The sequence below is a fragment of the Devosia psychrophila genome, from assembly GCF_000971275.1.
In the GTDB taxonomy this organism is placed as follows: domain Bacteria; phylum Pseudomonadota; class Alphaproteobacteria; order Rhizobiales; family Devosiaceae; genus Devosia; species Devosia psychrophila.
Genome location: NZ_LAPV01000145.1, coordinates 1 through 15565 on the forward strand (window position 1 = coordinate 1; position 15565 = coordinate 15565).

Annotated in this window: 14 protein-coding genes; 9 read left to right on the forward strand and 5 right to left on the reverse strand. The window is 61.1% G+C overall.

Annotated elements, in window-relative coordinates; translation table 11 throughout:
• Positions 1-187: 187 nt before the first annotated feature.
• Positions 188-1135, reverse strand: coding sequence for a sodium-dependent bicarbonate transport family permease (locus WH91_RS16035; RefSeq protein ID WP_046172024.1), 948 nt, complete (start codon positions 1133-1135; stop codon positions 188-190).
• Between the two features lie 99 nt (positions 1136-1234).
• On the opposite strand from WH91_RS16035, the gene WH91_RS16040 reads away from it, so the two are divergent.
• The 3 genes from WH91_RS16040 to cysN all read left to right on the forward strand — a co-directional run bounded on the left by WH91_RS16040 (position 1235) and on the right by cysN (position 5482).
• Positions 1235-2122, forward strand: coding sequence for a LysR family transcriptional regulator (locus WH91_RS16040; protein WP_046172025.1), 888 nt, complete (start codon positions 1235-1237; stop codon positions 2120-2122).
• A 565-nt stretch (positions 2123-2687) separates the two neighbouring features.
• Complete coding sequence (gene cysD / locus WH91_RS16045) at positions 2688-3596, forward strand: sulfate adenylyltransferase subunit CysD (protein WP_046172026.1); 909 nt, start codon at positions 2688-2690, stop codon at positions 3594-3596.
• Complete coding sequence (cysN, locus tag WH91_RS16050) at positions 3596-5482, forward strand: sulfate adenylyltransferase subunit CysN (RefSeq protein WP_046172027.1); 1887 nt, start codon at positions 3596-3598, stop codon at positions 5480-5482. The genes cysD and cysN overlap by 1 nt, the downstream gene beginning before the upstream one ends.
• A gap of 40 nt (positions 5483-5522) precedes the next feature.
• Here the strand turns inward: cysN and WH91_RS16055 are convergent, their stop codons facing one another.
• Positions 5523-6950 (reverse strand): mannose-1-phosphate guanylyltransferase/mannose-6-phosphate isomerase, encoded by a 1428-nt coding sequence (locus WH91_RS16055; protein ID WP_046172028.1) that lies wholly within the window; start codon positions 6948-6950, stop codon positions 5523-5525.
• Positions 6951-7117: 167 nt separating this feature from the next.
• A complete protein-coding gene (locus tag WH91_RS16060) occupies positions 7118-8335 on the reverse strand; it encodes an ROK family protein (protein ID WP_046172029.1) in 1218 nt (405 codons plus the stop codon).
• Positions 8336-8561: 226 nt separating this feature from the next.
• On the opposite strand from WH91_RS16060, the gene xylF reads away from it, so the two are divergent.
• The 6 genes from xylF to WH91_RS16090 all read left to right on the forward strand — a co-directional run bounded on the left by xylF (position 8562) and on the right by WH91_RS16090 (position 14298).
• The gene (xylF, locus tag WH91_RS16065; protein WP_046172030.1) at positions 8562-9608 is read left to right on the forward strand and encodes a D-xylose ABC transporter substrate-binding protein; all 1047 of its coding nucleotides are present in this window, start codon (positions 8562-8564) and stop codon (positions 9606-9608) included.
• A 140-nt stretch (positions 9609-9748) separates the two neighbouring features.
• A complete protein-coding gene (locus WH91_RS16070; RefSeq protein ID WP_244542471.1) occupies positions 9749-11038 on the forward strand; it encodes a sugar ABC transporter permease in 1290 nt (429 codons plus the stop codon).
• Positions 11039-11050: 12 nt separating this feature from the next.
• Positions 11051-11833 (forward strand): ATP-binding cassette domain-containing protein, encoded by a 783-nt coding sequence (locus WH91_RS16075; protein ID WP_046172032.1) that lies wholly within the window; start codon positions 11051-11053, stop codon positions 11831-11833.
• A gap of 55 nt (positions 11834-11888) precedes the next feature.
• Positions 11889-12641 carry a DUF1345 domain-containing protein gene (locus tag WH91_RS16080; RefSeq protein ID WP_158409582.1) on the forward strand — a complete coding sequence of 251 codons (753 nt, stop codon included), beginning with the start codon at positions 11889-11891 and terminating at the stop codon, positions 12639-12641.
• A 66-nt stretch (positions 12642-12707) separates the two neighbouring features.
• The gene (locus tag WH91_RS16085) at positions 12708-13835 is read left to right on the forward strand and encodes an S-(hydroxymethyl)glutathione dehydrogenase/class III alcohol dehydrogenase (protein ID WP_046172033.1); all 1128 of its coding nucleotides are present in this window, start codon (positions 12708-12710) and stop codon (positions 13833-13835) included.
• Between the two features lie 4 nt (positions 13836-13839).
• Positions 13840-14298 (forward strand): YaiI/YqxD family protein, encoded by a 459-nt coding sequence (locus tag WH91_RS16090; RefSeq protein WP_046172034.1) that lies wholly within the window; start codon positions 13840-13842, stop codon positions 14296-14298.
• A gap of 25 nt (positions 14299-14323) precedes the next feature.
• On the opposite strand, the gene WH91_RS16095 is transcribed toward WH91_RS16090, so the two are convergent.
• Complete coding sequence (locus WH91_RS16095; protein WP_046172035.1) at positions 14324-14671, reverse strand: hypothetical protein; 348 nt, start codon at positions 14669-14671, stop codon at positions 14324-14326.
• A 687-nt stretch (positions 14672-15358) separates the two neighbouring features.
• Positions 15359-15565 (reverse strand): hypothetical protein (locus WH91_RS25120; RefSeq protein ID WP_210165781.1); only part of this gene is annotated, 207 nt, incomplete at its 5' end.

Genomic DNA, 15565 nt, shown 5'->3' on the forward strand with positions numbered 1-15565 from the left:
CTGTTCGAGGCACGCACTCGATCACCCCAAAACAGCAAAACCCATAGCGCAACACCTGCGGACCACGGGTTCCTGCATGAGAGGCTTTCGTACGCCAAGAGGCACCCGAAACCCTTCACCATTGCGGACGTTCACGATATCCCTGGAAAGTCCTGAAAGCGGACATATTCGCTACTCAACTCCAGGATCACGGAAGAAGGCCCGCAACCGCAGTTAGCACGGGAATGCCCACCAGGACATTGAATGGGAAGGTGATGGCAAGCGACATGGTTAGCGGCATGCCGGGATCCACCTCGGGTAAAGCCATCCGGATGGCCGCCGGGGCGGCTATATAGCTGGCGCTGCCAGCCAGAATGCCAAGTGCAGCCGCCGAGCCGGGATCAAGCCCGATGGCCATGCCGACCAGTAGGCCGATCATGCCATTGGTCACCGCGAGCCCGATCGCCAGTGCGATGAGCCTTGGCGAGACGCTGCCCCTGCGCATCAGGTGGCGTCCCGCGACAAGCCCCATATCCAACAAGAACAGGCAGAGGATGCCGCTGAAGGCCCCTTCGAAGACCGGCTGAACCGGCTCAAAGCCCTGGGGGCCGGCCACCAGGCCAATGACGAAACCGCCGGTCAGTAGCAGGATCGATCCGTCCCGCAGCGTGTGCGTGAGATGATCGTTCACTCCGGAAGTCCCCTTCTCCGATGAGCGGCGAGCCAGCCAGAGGCCGACTAGGATGGCCGGGGCCTCCATCAGCGCGAGCACGGCAACCATGAAGCCGGCGACGTGCAGCCCCGCGGCCTCCAGCGCCGCGACCGCCGTCACGAAGGTCACGACTGACACCGATCCATAATGGGCCGCCACGGCGCCGGCATGCATCCTGTCCAGCTTGCCCAGATGCCTGACGGCCCAGTAGGCGGAAAAGGGAAGCAGCAGACTGAGGCAAAGCCCGGCAACCCCCGCAAGCAGCAGGTCGGGCGTGACGCCATTCTGGGAAACCTGCACCCCGCCTTTGAGGCCGATGGCGGCCATCAGGTATATGGCAAGCGCCTTGCCGATGGCTTCGGGGATTTGCAGGTTGCTGCGGAGCGTGGCCGCAAGCAGCCCCAGGGCGAAGAACAGGATGGCGGGGGAAAGCAGACTCTGCATGGGAAGACCTGGCTCACGATACGGTGGCGCCGGTCTATCCCAACGGTATAGTTCATGAAAATTCATTGATTGGATGGAAACATTCTCTAAATTAGAACGATGAACATCCTGAACTTTCACCACCTGCGCTACTTCATGGAAGTTGCCAGCGAGGGCAACCTGACACGTGCCGCGCGTAACCTGGCGGTGTCGCAGTCCGCGCTTTCCACCCAAATCCAGTTGCTGGAAGCGCGGTTGGGCCACCCGCTGTTCGAGCGGGTCGGGCGGCGCCTCGTCTTGACCGAGGCCGGTCGAGTGGCGCTCGACCATGCAAAGGCCATATTCGAAATAGGCGATGACCTGCTGACTACCCTCCGTGTCGGATCCGGGCGACGCCAGGTGCTTCGGGTGGGTGCTCTGGCAACGCTGTCGCGCAATTTTCAGATCGATTTTCTGCGCCCGTGCCTTGGTCGTCCCAATCTGGAGATTGTCTTAACTTCAGGCAGCCTCGTCGAGCTGACTGGAATGCTGCGTCAGCTCGATCTCGACGTTGTCCTCTGCAATGGGGCGCCAGGCACGGGTCATGCCGATGGCGTGGCGGCACACCGGATCGCGCGGCAGCAGATCAGTCTCTTCGGCGCTACCGCGCTCGATTGCAGAGCAACCACCCCACAGGAAGCCATAAGCAGCCAAGGCGTCATCCTCCCGGGCGGATCGAGCAGCATCCGTGCTGATTTCGATGCGCTCTGCGCGCGTCTCGATGTCATGCCCAAGGTGGTGGCCGAGGTCGACGACATGGCCATGCTACGCCTCATGGCGCGTGAGGCCATTGGCCTAGTTCCACTACCCGCCATCGTCGTGCGCGACGAACTCGAGGCGGGTACACTGCGCGAGATCGTGCCTCTTCCCGGCATCGAAGAAGCCTTCTACGCCCTAACCTTTCAACGACAGTTCCAGAGCCCTGTCGCTGAGGAACTGATCGCCGCCGCGTCAAACTGGTGCGACTGACAAGAAGTCCGCGGCGGCATCTTGCGGTCCGCGGGACCTGCACCAATCTGCTTTGCGGTGACCGGGCCTCCTGGCGGCGGCGGCAAGACGCCCAGGCGGTGCAATTCTGGACTGATCTTCACCTCCTGATTTGTAATCAGGGGGTCTCGGGTTCGAATCCTGATGTCGGCACCAATAATGTCCCGCCATTCATGCCCTCTGCGACTGCATGCTTGGCATTATTCGGTCCTTCTGACGCGGAGCCGTGCTGCTTGGGCATCCGGCGGATAGTCTCGATCGTCGAGTATTAGCCGGGACATTGGCCATCAGGGCCATGCGTGCGCGCTTATGACCAAGCGGAACTTTTTTTCTGCGTGAGGTGCCCGCGACCTTATCCCCAGTTGCCGCGATGGAGGTTGTTTGGAGTGCATTGGCAGTCAATGCGACGAGGACAGACAATTATGCCCAAGGCCCTTGGTTTTCGGGCTTTTTGCCGTTTTAGGGCTTGATGCGCCGCGGGCTCAAGCCTTACCAACACACAGCAAATTCGTCCGCTGCGGCGGTGTGGGATGGAGTTTATTCCAGAGTGACCAGTGCTTCCCTGACGCATCTGCAGAGCCTTGAGGCTGAGAGCATCGCAATTTTGCGGGAGGTGGCGGCCAGCTTTGAGCGGCCGGTCATGATGTATTCCATCGGCAAGGATTCCAGCGTGCTGCTGCATTTGGCGCGCAAGGCGTTCTTTCCCAGCAAGATCCCATTTCCGCTGCTTCATGTGAACACCACCTGGAAGTTCCGCGAGATGATCGCCTTCCGCGACGCCATGGCGGAAAAGCATGGCTTCGACCTGATCTCGCATACCAATCCCGAAGGGCTGGCGAATGGCATCAACCCGTTCGATCATGGGTCTTCGCGCTTTACCGACATCATGAAGACGCAGGCTTTGCGGCAGGCGCTGGATGCCGGGCGTTATGATGCGGCGATCGGCGGAGCGCGGCGCGACGAAGAAAAATCGCGCGCCAAGGAGCGCATTTTCTCGCATCGCAATGCCAGCCATGCCTGGGACCCAAAAAACCAGCGGCCCGAACTGTGGAGGGTGTTCAATACGCGGCTCAACCCAGGCGAAAGCATGCGGGTGTTCCCGATCAGCAACTGGACCGAGCTCGACGTGTGGACCTATATCTATTCAGAAGGCATCGAACTGCCGACGCTATATTATGCCAAGGAGCGGCCGGTGGTGGAGCGCTCCGGCACGCTGATCATGGTCGATGATGAGCGTTTTCGGCTGGAGCCGGGCGAGGCGCCGCAGCAGGAAATGGTGCGTTTCCGGACGCTGGGCGATTATCCTTTGACTGGTGCGATCCGCTCGAGCGCCGCAACGCTGCCCGAGATCATCATGGAAATGCAGGCCAGCCGGACATCGGAGCGCGAGGGGCGGCTGATCGATAGTGACAGTGTCGGCTCGATGGAAAAAAAGAAGCAGGAAGGGTATTTCTGATGAGCCTTCCCCTGGCTACACCCGATACCGACATCTCGCTCTGGCTCGCCCAGCAGACCGACAAGTCGCTGCTGCGTTTCCTAACTTGCGGCAGCGTCGATGATGGCAAATCCACGCTGATCGGGCGGCTGCTCTATGACAGCCAGTTGATTCTCGACGACCAGTTGGCGAGCCTCAAAAAGGAAAGCCACAATCGTACGGTAGGCGAGGAAGGCATCGACTTCTCGCTGCTGGTCGATGGCCTCACCGCCGAGCGGGAGCAGGGCATCACCATCGACGTGGCTTATCGGTTTTTCTCGACCGACCAGCGCAAGTTCATCGTCGCCGATACGCCGGGCCACGAACAATATACCCGCAACATGGCGACCGGCGCATCCAATGCCGATCTGGCGCTGGTGCTGATCGACGCGCGCAAGGGCGTGCTGACCCAGACGCGGCGCCACAGTTTCATCCTGTCGCTGATCGGGGTGAAGCACGTAGTGCTGGTGGTCAACAAGATCGACCTGATGGGTTACGACGAGGCCACGTTCGACCGGATCGTCGCCGAATACCGCGCCTTTGCCGCGCCGCTTGGCTTCAAGACGCTGGCGGCTATTCCCGTTTCGGCGCTGCGTGGGGATAATATCCTCGCCAAGAGCGACCGCACGCCGTGGTTCGACGGAACGCCGCTGGTGCCTTATCTCGAGACCATCGAGGTTGCCGAGGACCGCACGCTGGGCAAGCTGCGCTTCCCGGTGCAATGGGTCAACCGGCCCAATCTCGACTTCCGCGGTTTTTCCGGCACGGTGGCGTCCGGCATCGTGGCGGTGGGAGACGAGGTGCTGATTGCATCCTCACGCAAGCCGGCGGTGGTTAAGCGGATCGTGACCATGGATGGTGATCTGCAGCGCGCCGTGGCTGGGCAGGCGGTGACGCTGGTACTCGATCGCGAGGTCGATATTTCGCGCGGCGACATGCTGAGCCATGCTGGCGAGACGCCGGAATTTTCCAACCAGTTCCAGGCGCGCGTCGTCTGGATGAGCGAAGAGCCGGCTTTTCCGGGACGGTCGTATTTGCTCAAGCTCGGTACCCAGCTGGTGCCAGCGACAATCACCGACCTGAAGTTCCGTACCAATGTGAATACGCTGGAACAGACGGCGGCGACCAAGGTCGACCTTAACGAGGTGGCGACGGTCACCATCGCCACCGACAAGCCGATCGCTTTCGATGCTTATGCCAGCAATGCGCTAACCGGCGGATTCATTCTGGTGGATCGCATCACCAACGCGACGCTGGGGGCGGGGACTATCGAGTTCGGCCTGCGCCGGGCGCAGAACCTTACCTATCAGTCGTTCGACGTGAACCGCGAGGTGCGCGCGCAGATGAAGGGCCAGTCGCCCAAGATCGTCTGGTTCACCGGCCTGTCTGGTTCGGGCAAATCATCCATCGCCAATCTGCTGGAGAAGCGGCTGACGGCCGACGGGCGGCACGCCTATATTCTGGATGGCGACAATGTGCGCCACGGGCTCAACAGGGATCTGGGCTTCACCGAAGCGGCGCGCGTCGAGAATATCCGCCGCGTGGCCGAGGTGGCCAAGCTGATGGCCGATGCGGGGCTGATCGTGCTGGTGTCGTTTATCTCGCCGTTCGAGAATGAACGCAGGCTGGCGCGGGAAATCGCGGGCGATATCGACTTCGTCGAAGTCTATGTCGATACGCCGCTGGAAGTGTGCGAGGCGCGCGATCCCAAAGGGTTGTACAAGCGCGCCCGCGCCGGGGAGATCAAGAATTTCACCGGCATCGACTCCCCGTTCGAGCCGCCGAGCACGCCCGATCTGGTGTTGCATGGTGGCGAGGAAGAACCGGTGGAACTGTCCGACAAACTACATGGCTGGTTGAAGTTCTAGGCACGAAACGGGCGCCATATGACGCCCGTTTTTTGCTCAATCAGGCGCGGCCGAACTCGTCTTCGATGCGGATGATGTCGTCCTCGCCAAGGTACGAGCCGGTCTGCACTTCGATCAGCTCAAGCTCGATCTTGCCCGGATTTGCCAAGCGGTGGACGCAACCCAGCGGCAGGTAGATCGACTGGTTTTCGCTCAGCGTTGTGATCGTGCCATCGACGGTTACCTCGGCGGTGCCGCGGACCACGATCCAGTGTTCGGCACGGTGGTGGTGCTTCTGCAGGCTCAGTTTCTTGCCCGGCTTGACGAACAGGCGCTTTACCTGGAAGCGGTCTCCAGCGAGCACTGACGCGTAGCCGCCCCACGGGCGATAGGCGGTCTTGTGGATTTCCGTCAGCCCGACAGTGTCCTTGCCCGCCCGCAGCGTCTTGACCATGCCGCCGACCTTCTGCGCCTCGGACAGGCGGCCGACATAGATCGCGTCATTGGTGGCCACCACGGCGATGTCATCGAGGCCGTTGACGGCGACATGGGCGTGATCGGTCACCACCAGTGAATTGGTGACATTGTCCAGGGTGACTTGGCCTTGGGTCACGTTCTGAGCCGCGTCTCGCGGGGCGTTTTTCCACACGGCGTCCCAACTGCCGAGGTCGGACCAGCTGAAATCGACGGCAACGACGGCCGCCTTGGCGGTCTTTTCGAATATGGCGTAATCAACTGAGATATTGGGTGCCGTGGCGAAGGCGGCTTCATCCAGGCGAATGAAATCGAGGTCGGACTTGGCGTTGGACACGGCGTCACGTGCCGCGCTTAGGGTTTCCGGCGCCAGCACTTCGCATTCGCGGAGGAAGCTGTCGGCGCCGATCATAAACATGCCGGAGTTCCAGAAGTAGCCGCCTTCAGCCAGCATCTGGGAGGCGCGCTCGGTGTTGGGCTTTTCGATGAAGCGCAACACTGGGCGCACGCCTGCGCCAACTGACGCCTCGGACTGGATATAGCCAAACCCTGTCTCGGGATGGGTCGGCTGGATGCCGAACGTCACAAGCAGGCCCGACGATGCTGCAGACTGCGCCTCGCGCACGGCCTGCCAATAGCCTTCGCTGACAGCGACGTCGTGGTCCGACGGCAGGATGTGCAGCACGGCATCGGGCCCGAAATGCTCACTGGCATAGGCTGCAGCGGCGGCAATGGCGACGGCAGTGTTGCGGGCCACCGGCTCAAGCAGGATGCCCGCGAGCGCAATGCCGAGTTCGGCGGCCTGTTCGGCCACGATGAAGCGATAGTCGGCGTTGGTGATGATGACAGCCGGTGTGTAGACGTCGTCGTTCGCCACGCGCTGCAGTGTATTCTGGAACAGGCTGGTCGGTCCGGTCAGCGGCAGGAACTGCTTGGGACGCGCCGAGCGCGACATCGGCCATAGCCGCGTTCCCTGGCCACCTGCCAGGATCACGGGGACAATCAGTTTACTCATGGTGCGGGGTCCTGCTCGGCTGAAATCTACACGGGCTTGCATCCGTGCTCGATAGTATTTTTCGGGGTCGTCTGCGGATCGCAAATCTGCAGTGGCATCACGCTGAGAGCAATTAGCACGCGACTACGATAGATCAAGTATCGGCTGTTGTTTTTGGTTGCGATGCGTCAGGCGCGTGCGGCAAAGTCGGTCTGATCGATGTCGTTGAGCGTCTTCATCATGAGGCCTTTGAAAACGGGTTCGCGCTCGTCTCGGTAAGCGACCACCTGTGGCAAGCCGTTGACGTGGCAGATCAGGGTGCCGGCCAGCGCCGCCAGGATTTCGCTCTTCATCAGGCTGAAAGCCCGCGCTCCCGGACCAACCACAAGAATGTGGGAGGGGTCGAACACCGCCATCATGCGGCCCAGGCCGAATCCAATCGCGCGTCCTGCGGTATTGAAGGCATGGGTAGCCGCGCGATTGCCCGCTTCAGCCCGCGCGATCATGCCCTCATATTCCTGCGGCGGCACTGCAGGGGCCGGGGTTGCAGTTTCCGGGACCGAATAAGCGGTGCGGAGCACACCATAATCGGACGCGTAAGCTTCAATGCAGCCGCGCATGCCACAACGGCACAGTGCACCATTTGGCAGGTGGTTCATATGGCCAAACTCTGTCGCACCTTCCTCGCCGCGTCCGAGGATCTTGCCCCGGAACGTCATGCCCATGGCGACTGTCGAGCCGACGAAGACAGTGGCGACGCTGGCGTCAGATAGCGCCGGATCGAGCCAGCGGGCGCCCTCGGCCAACAGGCGTCCACGCTTGTACAGAGCCACGGGGAGTGCGAACTCGGCGCTCAATTCCGCAACGAACGGCGTATCGGCGATGTGGGAAATGGGCGACCATCGGAGGCTAGGTTCATCGCGATCGAGGATCCCCTGGATGGAGATGGCCACGCGCTGCAGGACGGAGGCCTCTGCCGGATTGCGTTCTTTCAACTGGCGCAGGCGATCGGCGAGAAATTGCGTCGGCCGCGTTTCTGCAAACGTTCGCGGCGTGAGGGGAGTTTCTATCCGGTCGACCAGGACGCCGCCATAGTCGACCAGCGAGATACGCGCCCGATTGACGTCGATCTCAAACAAGGCAGCGGTGCCGACGCGACGGTTGAATCCGACGAGGGTTGCCGGACGGCCACGTCCACGCGCATCGGGCCGCTCTGTCGGTTCAAGGTCCACGATGATCTGCTGGACGATCAGATCGTGGGTGATGGCCGTGATGCTGGCGTGGCTCAGCCCCGTCGCAGCGGCAAGGGCCGTGCGCGACATCGGACCTTGCACGCGCAGGGCGCCCAGCACCAAGCCGCGGTTCTGTCGCCGGACACTGTCGCTATCGCTGACGTTCCGCGCCAAGCCGCACACTCCTTACCCCGAAACGCAACACACCATTCATTTCCGGATACCGCAATCGCATTTATTTCGAGTTTCGAAATTGAAGTTGACTTGGCTGAGGCACGCATGTCACACTTTTTTTCGAGCAGCGAAATTAATGCTCAGGGTGCCGGTGGAGGGTGCCCGCTGGGGTTATACCACCGGCAAACAGGTGGGCAGGAGGACTGGCCCACACGGGAGGACAGATATGAACAAGTTTCTAGCGGTCTTGCTTTGCACGACCGTCATCACCGGCTCGACCGGCGTCGCAGCCTTTGCGCAGGACGGGCTCACCGTCGGCGTCAGCTGGAACAATTTCCAAGAAGAGCGTTGGAAGACCGACGAGGCAGCCATCAAGGCCGTGCTAGACGCTGCCGGCGCAACCTATATCTCGGCTGACGCCCAGTCGTCGGCTTCCAAGCAGTTGACCGATATCGAAAGCCTGATTTCTCAGGGTGCCGATGCCATCATCGTGCTGGCCCAGGACAGCGAAGCTGTCGGTCCGGCCGTTGCTGCCGCCGTCGCCGAAGGCATCGCGGTGGTCGGCTATGACCGCCTGATCGAGAACCCCGACGCGTTCTACCTTACCTTCGACAACAAGGAAGTCGGTCGCCTGCAGGCTGCCGGCGTTGCAGCCGTACAGCCAACCGGCAACTTCGTCTTCATCAAGGGCAACAGTGCCGATCCCAATGCCGACTTCCTGTTCGAAGGACAGATGGAAGTACTGCAGGCCGGTATCGACTCCGGCGCCATCAAGAATGTCGGCGAAGCCTATACCGACAACTGGAACCCGGAAGTCGCCCAGGCGAACATGGAGCAGTTCCTGACCGCCAACAACAACGAGATCGACGCTGTCGTCGCCTCCAATGACGGTACTGCCGGTGGCGCCATTGCAGCATTGGCGGCCCAAGGTCTTGCCGGCTCCGTACCCGTCTCGGGCCAGGACGGCGATCACGCCGCCCTCAACCGCATCGCGCTCGGCACCCAGACCGTTTCGGTGTGGAAGGATGCACGCGAGCTTGGCAAGAAGGCCGCTGAAGTGGCCATCGAGCTGGCTGGCGGCACTGCACTCGACGCCGTCACCGGCGTGGTGCCGTTCTCGGGCGGGCCGAAGGGCGTCGCCATGAACGCCTTCTTCATCGCCCCCGTGGCCGTCACCAAGGATAACCTCAACGTCGTCATCGACGGTGGCTGGGTCTCCAAGGATGTGGTCTGCCAGGGCGTTGCGGCCGGCACGGTTGCTGCGTGTAACTAAGGCTAAGACGTAATAGTCTGACATCGAGATAGTGCCGCGGCGTTCGCGCTGCGGCACTGTTGTGACAGGGCCGCGCTACGGGCGGGGCGGTCCACCGGGAGAGCATCACTTTGGCAGAGCAGCAGGCCTATTCGGCCAATATCCATCCAAGCAAATTTGCACAGAATCCGCTGCAGCGCTTCCTGATGGCGACCGAGATCGACACGCGGCTGCTGGGAATGATCGGCGCTCTGGCCATCATCTGGATCGGCTTCAATGTGTTCTCAGGCGGGCTGTTCCTCACTCCGCGCAACCTGTGGAACCTGTCGGTGCAGACCGCTTCTGTAGCGGTCATGGTCACGGGGATGGTGCTGATCATCGTAACCCGCAATATCGATTTGTCGGTCGGCTCCGTGCTGGGCGTGGTCGGCATGGTGATGGGCGTAATGCAGACCGACATCCTGCCCAACCAGCTCGGGCTGGGCCTTGGCAATCCCTTGATCTGGGTGCTGTCGCTGGTCGGCGGGCTGCTTGTCGGCATCGGTATCGGCGCCTTGCAGGGCGTGATCATCGCTTATCTGCGTGTCCCCGCTTTCATCGTCACCCTGGGTGGCTACCTCGTGTGGCGTGGTGCAGCCTGGTGGGTCACCATGGGCCGCACGGTGGCGCCGATGGACCCGACGTTCCAGTTGATGGGCGGTGGCCCTGCAGGTTCGGTCGGCCAACGGTGGAGTTGGGTCGTCGCCAGCATCGCCTGTGCCGCCATTCTGATCGGACTTTACACGGGGCGCCGCCAGCGCCGCCGCTTCAGCTTCCCGCTACGCCCGCTCTGGGCAGAGGCGGCGCTGGGCGCCATCGGCTGCGGGCTGACTATTGGCGCCGTCTGGGTTGCCAACGCCTATCCCTGGCCGCGCCGCATTGCCGAGAATTATGCTGCTGCCAATGGCCTTACCGTGCCCGAAACAGGTCTGTTCATCTCCCACGGCATCGCCATCCCAGTGCTGATTGCGATGGGCGTCGGGGTGGTGATGAGCTTCATCTCAATGCGCACTCGCTTTGGCCGTTACGTGTTTGCCATGGGTGGAAATCCAGAAGCCGCCGAGCTCGCAGGCATCAATACACGCTGGGTCACGGTCAAGATTTTCATGCTGATGGGCGCGCTGTGCGCCATCGCGGCTGCTATTTCAACCGCTCGCCTCAACGCCGCGACCAATGCGCTAGGCACGCTGGACGAGCTTTACGTCATCGCTGCCGCGGTGATTGGCGGCACCTCACTGGCCGGCGGCGTTGGCTCGATTGCCGGCGCATTGCTGGGCGCGCTGGTGATGCAGTCGCTGCAGTCCGGAATGGTTTTGATGGGGATGGATAGCCCGCTGCAATCCATCGTCGTCGGCATAGTTCTCGTTTTCGCGGTGTGGCTCGACACGCTGTACCGCCGCAATAAACACTAGGAAGTCCTTGTCATGCTGGACACCAGAACGCCTCTCGTCGAAATGAACGACATTTCGATCTCCTTCGGCGGCATTCGCGCCGTGGATCGCGCTTCGATCGACCTGTTTCCCGGCGAAGTCGTTGGCCTGCTCGGCCATAACGGCGCCGGCAAGTCGACGCTGATCAAGATCCTGTCGGGCGCTTATCGGCGGGATACCGGCTCGATCCGCATCAACGGCGAAGATGCCAACATCAACAACCCGCGCGATGCCAAGGGCTATGGTATCGAGACGATCTACCAGCAGCTTGCCGTGGCCGACAATGTCGATGCCGCCGCAAACCTGTTCCTGGGACGCGAGATCATCACGCCGCTCGGCACGCTTGACGATGCCGCGATGGAGTCGAAAGCCCGCGAAGTGATGGGCCGGCTCAATCCTAACTTCCGTCGCTTCAAGGAGCCGGTGAAAGCGCTTTCCGGCGGTCAACGGCAATCGGTGGCGATTGCCCGGGCTATACTGTTCAACGCGCGCATCCTGATCATGGACGAGCCCACTGCAGCTCTTGGGCCGCAGGAAACTGCTCAGGTCGGCGATCTGATCAAGCAGCTCAAATCCGATGGCATCGGCATCTTCCTGATCAGCCATGACATCCACGACGTGTTCGACCTGGCTGACAGGGTGGTGGTGATGAAGAACGGGCAGGTGGTTGGCTCGGCCCGCACGCAAGACGTGAGCAAGGACGAAGTGCTGGGCATGATCATTCTCGGCAAGGTACCGCCTGGCGCCACCGCGGGCCCGGGAGCCATTGCGGGCTGAAACCATTGTAGCGCCGCACGGCGGCCATTAGGCTGAGCCTGCGAGGGGCATGAAATTGGCAACACGACGCAAGCAGCCGGTGAAGAAACTCGCCGCACCATCCCGCGCGGCGAAAGCCAAGGCGGAGAGTCATCGCCTAGGCCACAAGGTGGCTTCGCTGAAGCTACCGCGGCACGGCGGGCTAATTATCGGGATGGCCGTGGGAGCCGTAGTGTTCCTGATCACGCTCTTTGTGCTGCCGGTGTTCGCCGTTCCATTCGGCGCCATCACCATGTTCGTGGTCTATCTCGGCTTCATGGCGCTGATGCTGCCGGTGCTAACGCCGCAATTTCTGAAATCCCGCGCCGATAGCACGGATGCACCGACGGCCTTAATCTTCGTCGTGGTGCTGGGGGTGGTCGGCACTTCGTGCGTCACCTTGTTCATGGCTCTAAACGGGCAGGATGGACCGCTGCTGTATGAGGTGATCCTCAGCGTGGCTTCGGTGCTGCTGGGTTGGTTTGTAATCCACACCATGGCCGCGATGCACTATGCCTATGAGTATTACGAGTCGCCGTCGGCCAATCCTGACGGTCAGAGCAACGAGTTGATCGGCGGGCTGGATTTCCCCGAGGGCGACAATCCGGACGGCGTTGCGTTCCTCTATTTCGCCTATGTGATCGGCACAGCCTTTGCAGTCTCCGACATTCGCGTCACCTCCAACAAGATGCGCAAGATCGTCGTGATGCACTCGACCTTCTCGTACTTTTTCAACACGCTGATCGTTGCCGCGACCGTGAACGTGGCTGTAGCGGTGGGTAGCGTTTAGCCGGGTTGCCCCTCGTGGGTTCGCATGCGAAACCTTGGGCAATTGAGACCCAAGGAGAATCCCGCCATGAAAACCCGCGCCGCCGTCGCCTTCCAGGCCGGCAAGCCGCTTGAAATCGTCGAGGTCGATCTCGATGGCCCCAAGGCGGGCGAGGTTATGATCGAGATCAAGGCGACTGGACTGTGCCATACCGATGATTTCACGCTGTCGGGTGCCGATCCCGAAGGGCTGTTCCCGGCCATCCTCGGCCATGAAGGCGCTGGCGTTGTGGTCGATGTCGGGCCGGGCGTGACGTCGCTCAAGAAGGGCGACCATGTCATTCCGCTCTACACGCCGGAATGTCGCGAGTGCTATGCCTGCCGCTCGGGTAAGACCAATCTCTGCACCGCCATTCGCGCTACGCAGGGGCAGGGGCTGATGCCCGACGGCACCTCGCGCTTCAGCTTCGAGGGCAAGCCGATCTTCCACTACATGGGCTGCTCGACCTTCTCCAATTTCACCGTGCTGCCCGAGATCGCCGTCGCCAAGATCGACGCCTCAGCAGCCTTCGACAAAGTGTGCTACGTGGGCTGCGGCGTTACCACTGGCATTGGCGCGGTGATCAATACCGCCAAGGTGGAAATCGGCGCTACGGCGGTAGTGTTCGGCCTCGGTGGCATCGGTTTGAACGTGCTGCAGGGACTGCGCCTGGCCGGCGCCGACATGATCATCGGCGTCGACCTCAACAATGACAAGAAGGCCTGGGGCGAGCGCTTCGGGATGACGCACTTCGTCAATCCCAAGGAAATCGAGGGCGATATCGTGCCCTATATCGTCAACCTCACCAAGCGCCGCGGCGACCTGATCGGCGGCGCCGACTACACGTTCGACTGCACCGGCAATACGACGGTCATGCGCCAGGCTCTGGAATGCAGCCATCGTGGTTGGGGCAAGTCGGTGGTGATCGGCGTGGCGGGCGCGGGCAAGGAAATCTCCACCCGGCCGTTCCAGCTCGTCACCGGCCGCACCTGGATGGGCACGGCTTTTGGCGGCGCCAAGGGCCGCACCGACGTGCCCAAGATCGTCGATTGGTACCTCGACGGCAAGATCGAAATCGACCCGATGATCACCCACACGCTGCGCCTCGAAGACATCAACAAGGGCTTCGAAATGATGCATTCCGGCGAAAGCATCCGCAGCGTTGTGGTTTACTGAAGTCATGCCAGACCCGACCATCTTCGTCGACGCCGATGCCTGTCCCGTCAAGGATGAGGCGATGCGCGTGGCCGAGCGGCTGGGTCTGGTCGTCACCTATGTCTGCAATGGCGGCGTCAGGCCGTCGCGCGATCCAATGGTGCGGATCATCGTGGTGCCGCAAGGCGCGGACGCCGCCGATGACTGGATCGTCGAGCAGGCCAAGGCCAACGACATCGTGCTGACAGCCGATATCCCGCTCGCCAGCCGCGCCATCGACAAGGGCTGCCACGTTCTGGGCTTTAGCGGCAAGCCATTTACCCCGGCCTCGATCGGCATGGCGCTTGCGATGCGCGACCTCAACCAGCATCTGCGCGAGACCGGCGAAAGCAAAGGCTACAACCCCGGCTTCCGCCCCGCCGACCGCTCGGCGTTTCTCAGCGCATTGGATACGCTCGGTCGCAAGGCCAAAACTCTATCATGACAATAGACTTGGCATTGTAGCTACGCTACGGCGCGGGGTCGGTGAGGAAAGGCATGATATCCACGCCGTCGCCCGGAAATATCGAGAAATGCGGGTGGTTCTCGAACAAGCGGGCCGCCGCCTCGATCGTCTCTGCCTCCACCACGATGTAGCCGCAGAACGGGTTCACTGCCTCGGCGATGCCACCCTTGGTTACGCGCGTTGTCTTGCCCACCATGCCCCGTTCGGAAAACGACGCGGCATGTCTTGCCTCCCAATCCGTCCAGCGCTTTATACCGATTGCATTGACCGCGTCCTGCTCATGCTTTGGCATGCGGCGAAAGCGGTCAAGATCTTTGGGCTGCATGGTGTAAACGGCGAGAAAGCGGGGCATGGCGCACGCTCTTTTTGCTGTTGGACAGCGTGAGCCTAGACCTCCAGAACACCGGAGTCACTGCTCATTTTCTCACTTTTGATCCGCTCCGACTGACGGGTCCGATGTGTCCGGACTCGGGGACAGCAGGTGTAGAGTGTGAATCGGAATTCCCAAACTGAATTGGTTTTATTGAGTTTTTTGGCTTCAGCGGAATCGAAGTTTCCCAATAGCAGCAATCGGATTGAACCTCGGCTTTAATCCGGCAAAAGAAAAGGGCCGCCATCGGCGGCCCTGGACAGGGAACTTTGGGAAGCTCTTTAAATGGGTAACCAGTCTCGTACCTGATTTCGAAAATAAGCCCGGGCGCCTCGCTCGACGGCAATCGCGGGACTAATTCCATTTGCCGCCAGTTCGCGTGCGAGTGTTCCCGCTCTCCGCGGGCTACCTCCCGCCAGCTCTATGAGTCCAATTAAGTCCCTAGAGAGCTTGTCTACAGTTGAGCGGCTAAGGGCCGGCATCATTTGTCCGCTGCGTAGTTCCAGCTTCTGTTCGATGGTAATCCAGCCGTTTCGCCAGGCCGCATAGACAATTGATTGATCCAAGAAAGTGATGTCCGACGCTGCCCGAAACGAGAAGTGGTCCGGCCAAATCAGCGCGACTTCTACGTCTGACTTTTTGACGACTATCGACGCGTACGGCCTGCTCTCACTGGATAGTCTGCCAACCCACATCTTTCCCTCCAGTATATGCTGATGCAGCAAAACGGTGCCTTTCAGACATCTGGCTGTTGATTGCCGTTTGGATCTGACCCGGGATTGTCATTGAGAAGTGACCCGGTTGGACGATAGTTTCCCGCGATGCGGGGATGGTCAAGTGGCGGGTTTTTCCTTTCGTGTTTTGGGTGCCGCGGCG

Coding starts and splice junctions, on each gene's coding strand:
- cysN (WP_046172027.1), top strand. CDS start 3,596: ATGAGCCTTCCCCTGGCTACACCCGATACCGACATCTCGCTCTGGCTC.
- WH91_RS16095 (WP_046172035.1), bottom strand. CDS start 14,671: ATGCCCCGCTTTCTCGCCGTTTACACCATGCAGCCCAAAGATCTTGAC.
- WH91_RS16035 (WP_046172024.1), bottom strand. CDS start 1,135: ATGCAGAGTCTGCTTTCCCCCGCCATCCTGTTCTTCGCCCTGGGGCTG.
- WH91_RS16075 (WP_046172032.1), top strand. CDS start 11,051: ATGCTGGACACCAGAACGCCTCTCGTCGAAATGAACGACATTTCGATC.
- WH91_RS16055 (WP_046172028.1), bottom strand. CDS start 6,950: ATGAGTAAACTGATTGTCCCCGTGATCCTGGCAGGTGGCCAGGGAACG.
- xylF (WP_046172030.1), top strand. CDS start 8,562: ATGAACAAGTTTCTAGCGGTCTTGCTTTGCACGACCGTCATCACCGGC.
- WH91_RS16040 (WP_046172025.1), top strand. CDS start 1,235: ATGAACATCCTGAACTTTCACCACCTGCGCTACTTCATGGAAGTTGCC.
- WH91_RS16090 (WP_046172034.1), top strand. CDS start 13,840: ATGCCAGACCCGACCATCTTCGTCGACGCCGATGCCTGTCCCGTCAAG.
- WH91_RS16085 (WP_046172033.1), top strand. CDS start 12,708: ATGAAAACCCGCGCCGCCGTCGCCTTCCAGGCCGGCAAGCCGCTTGAA.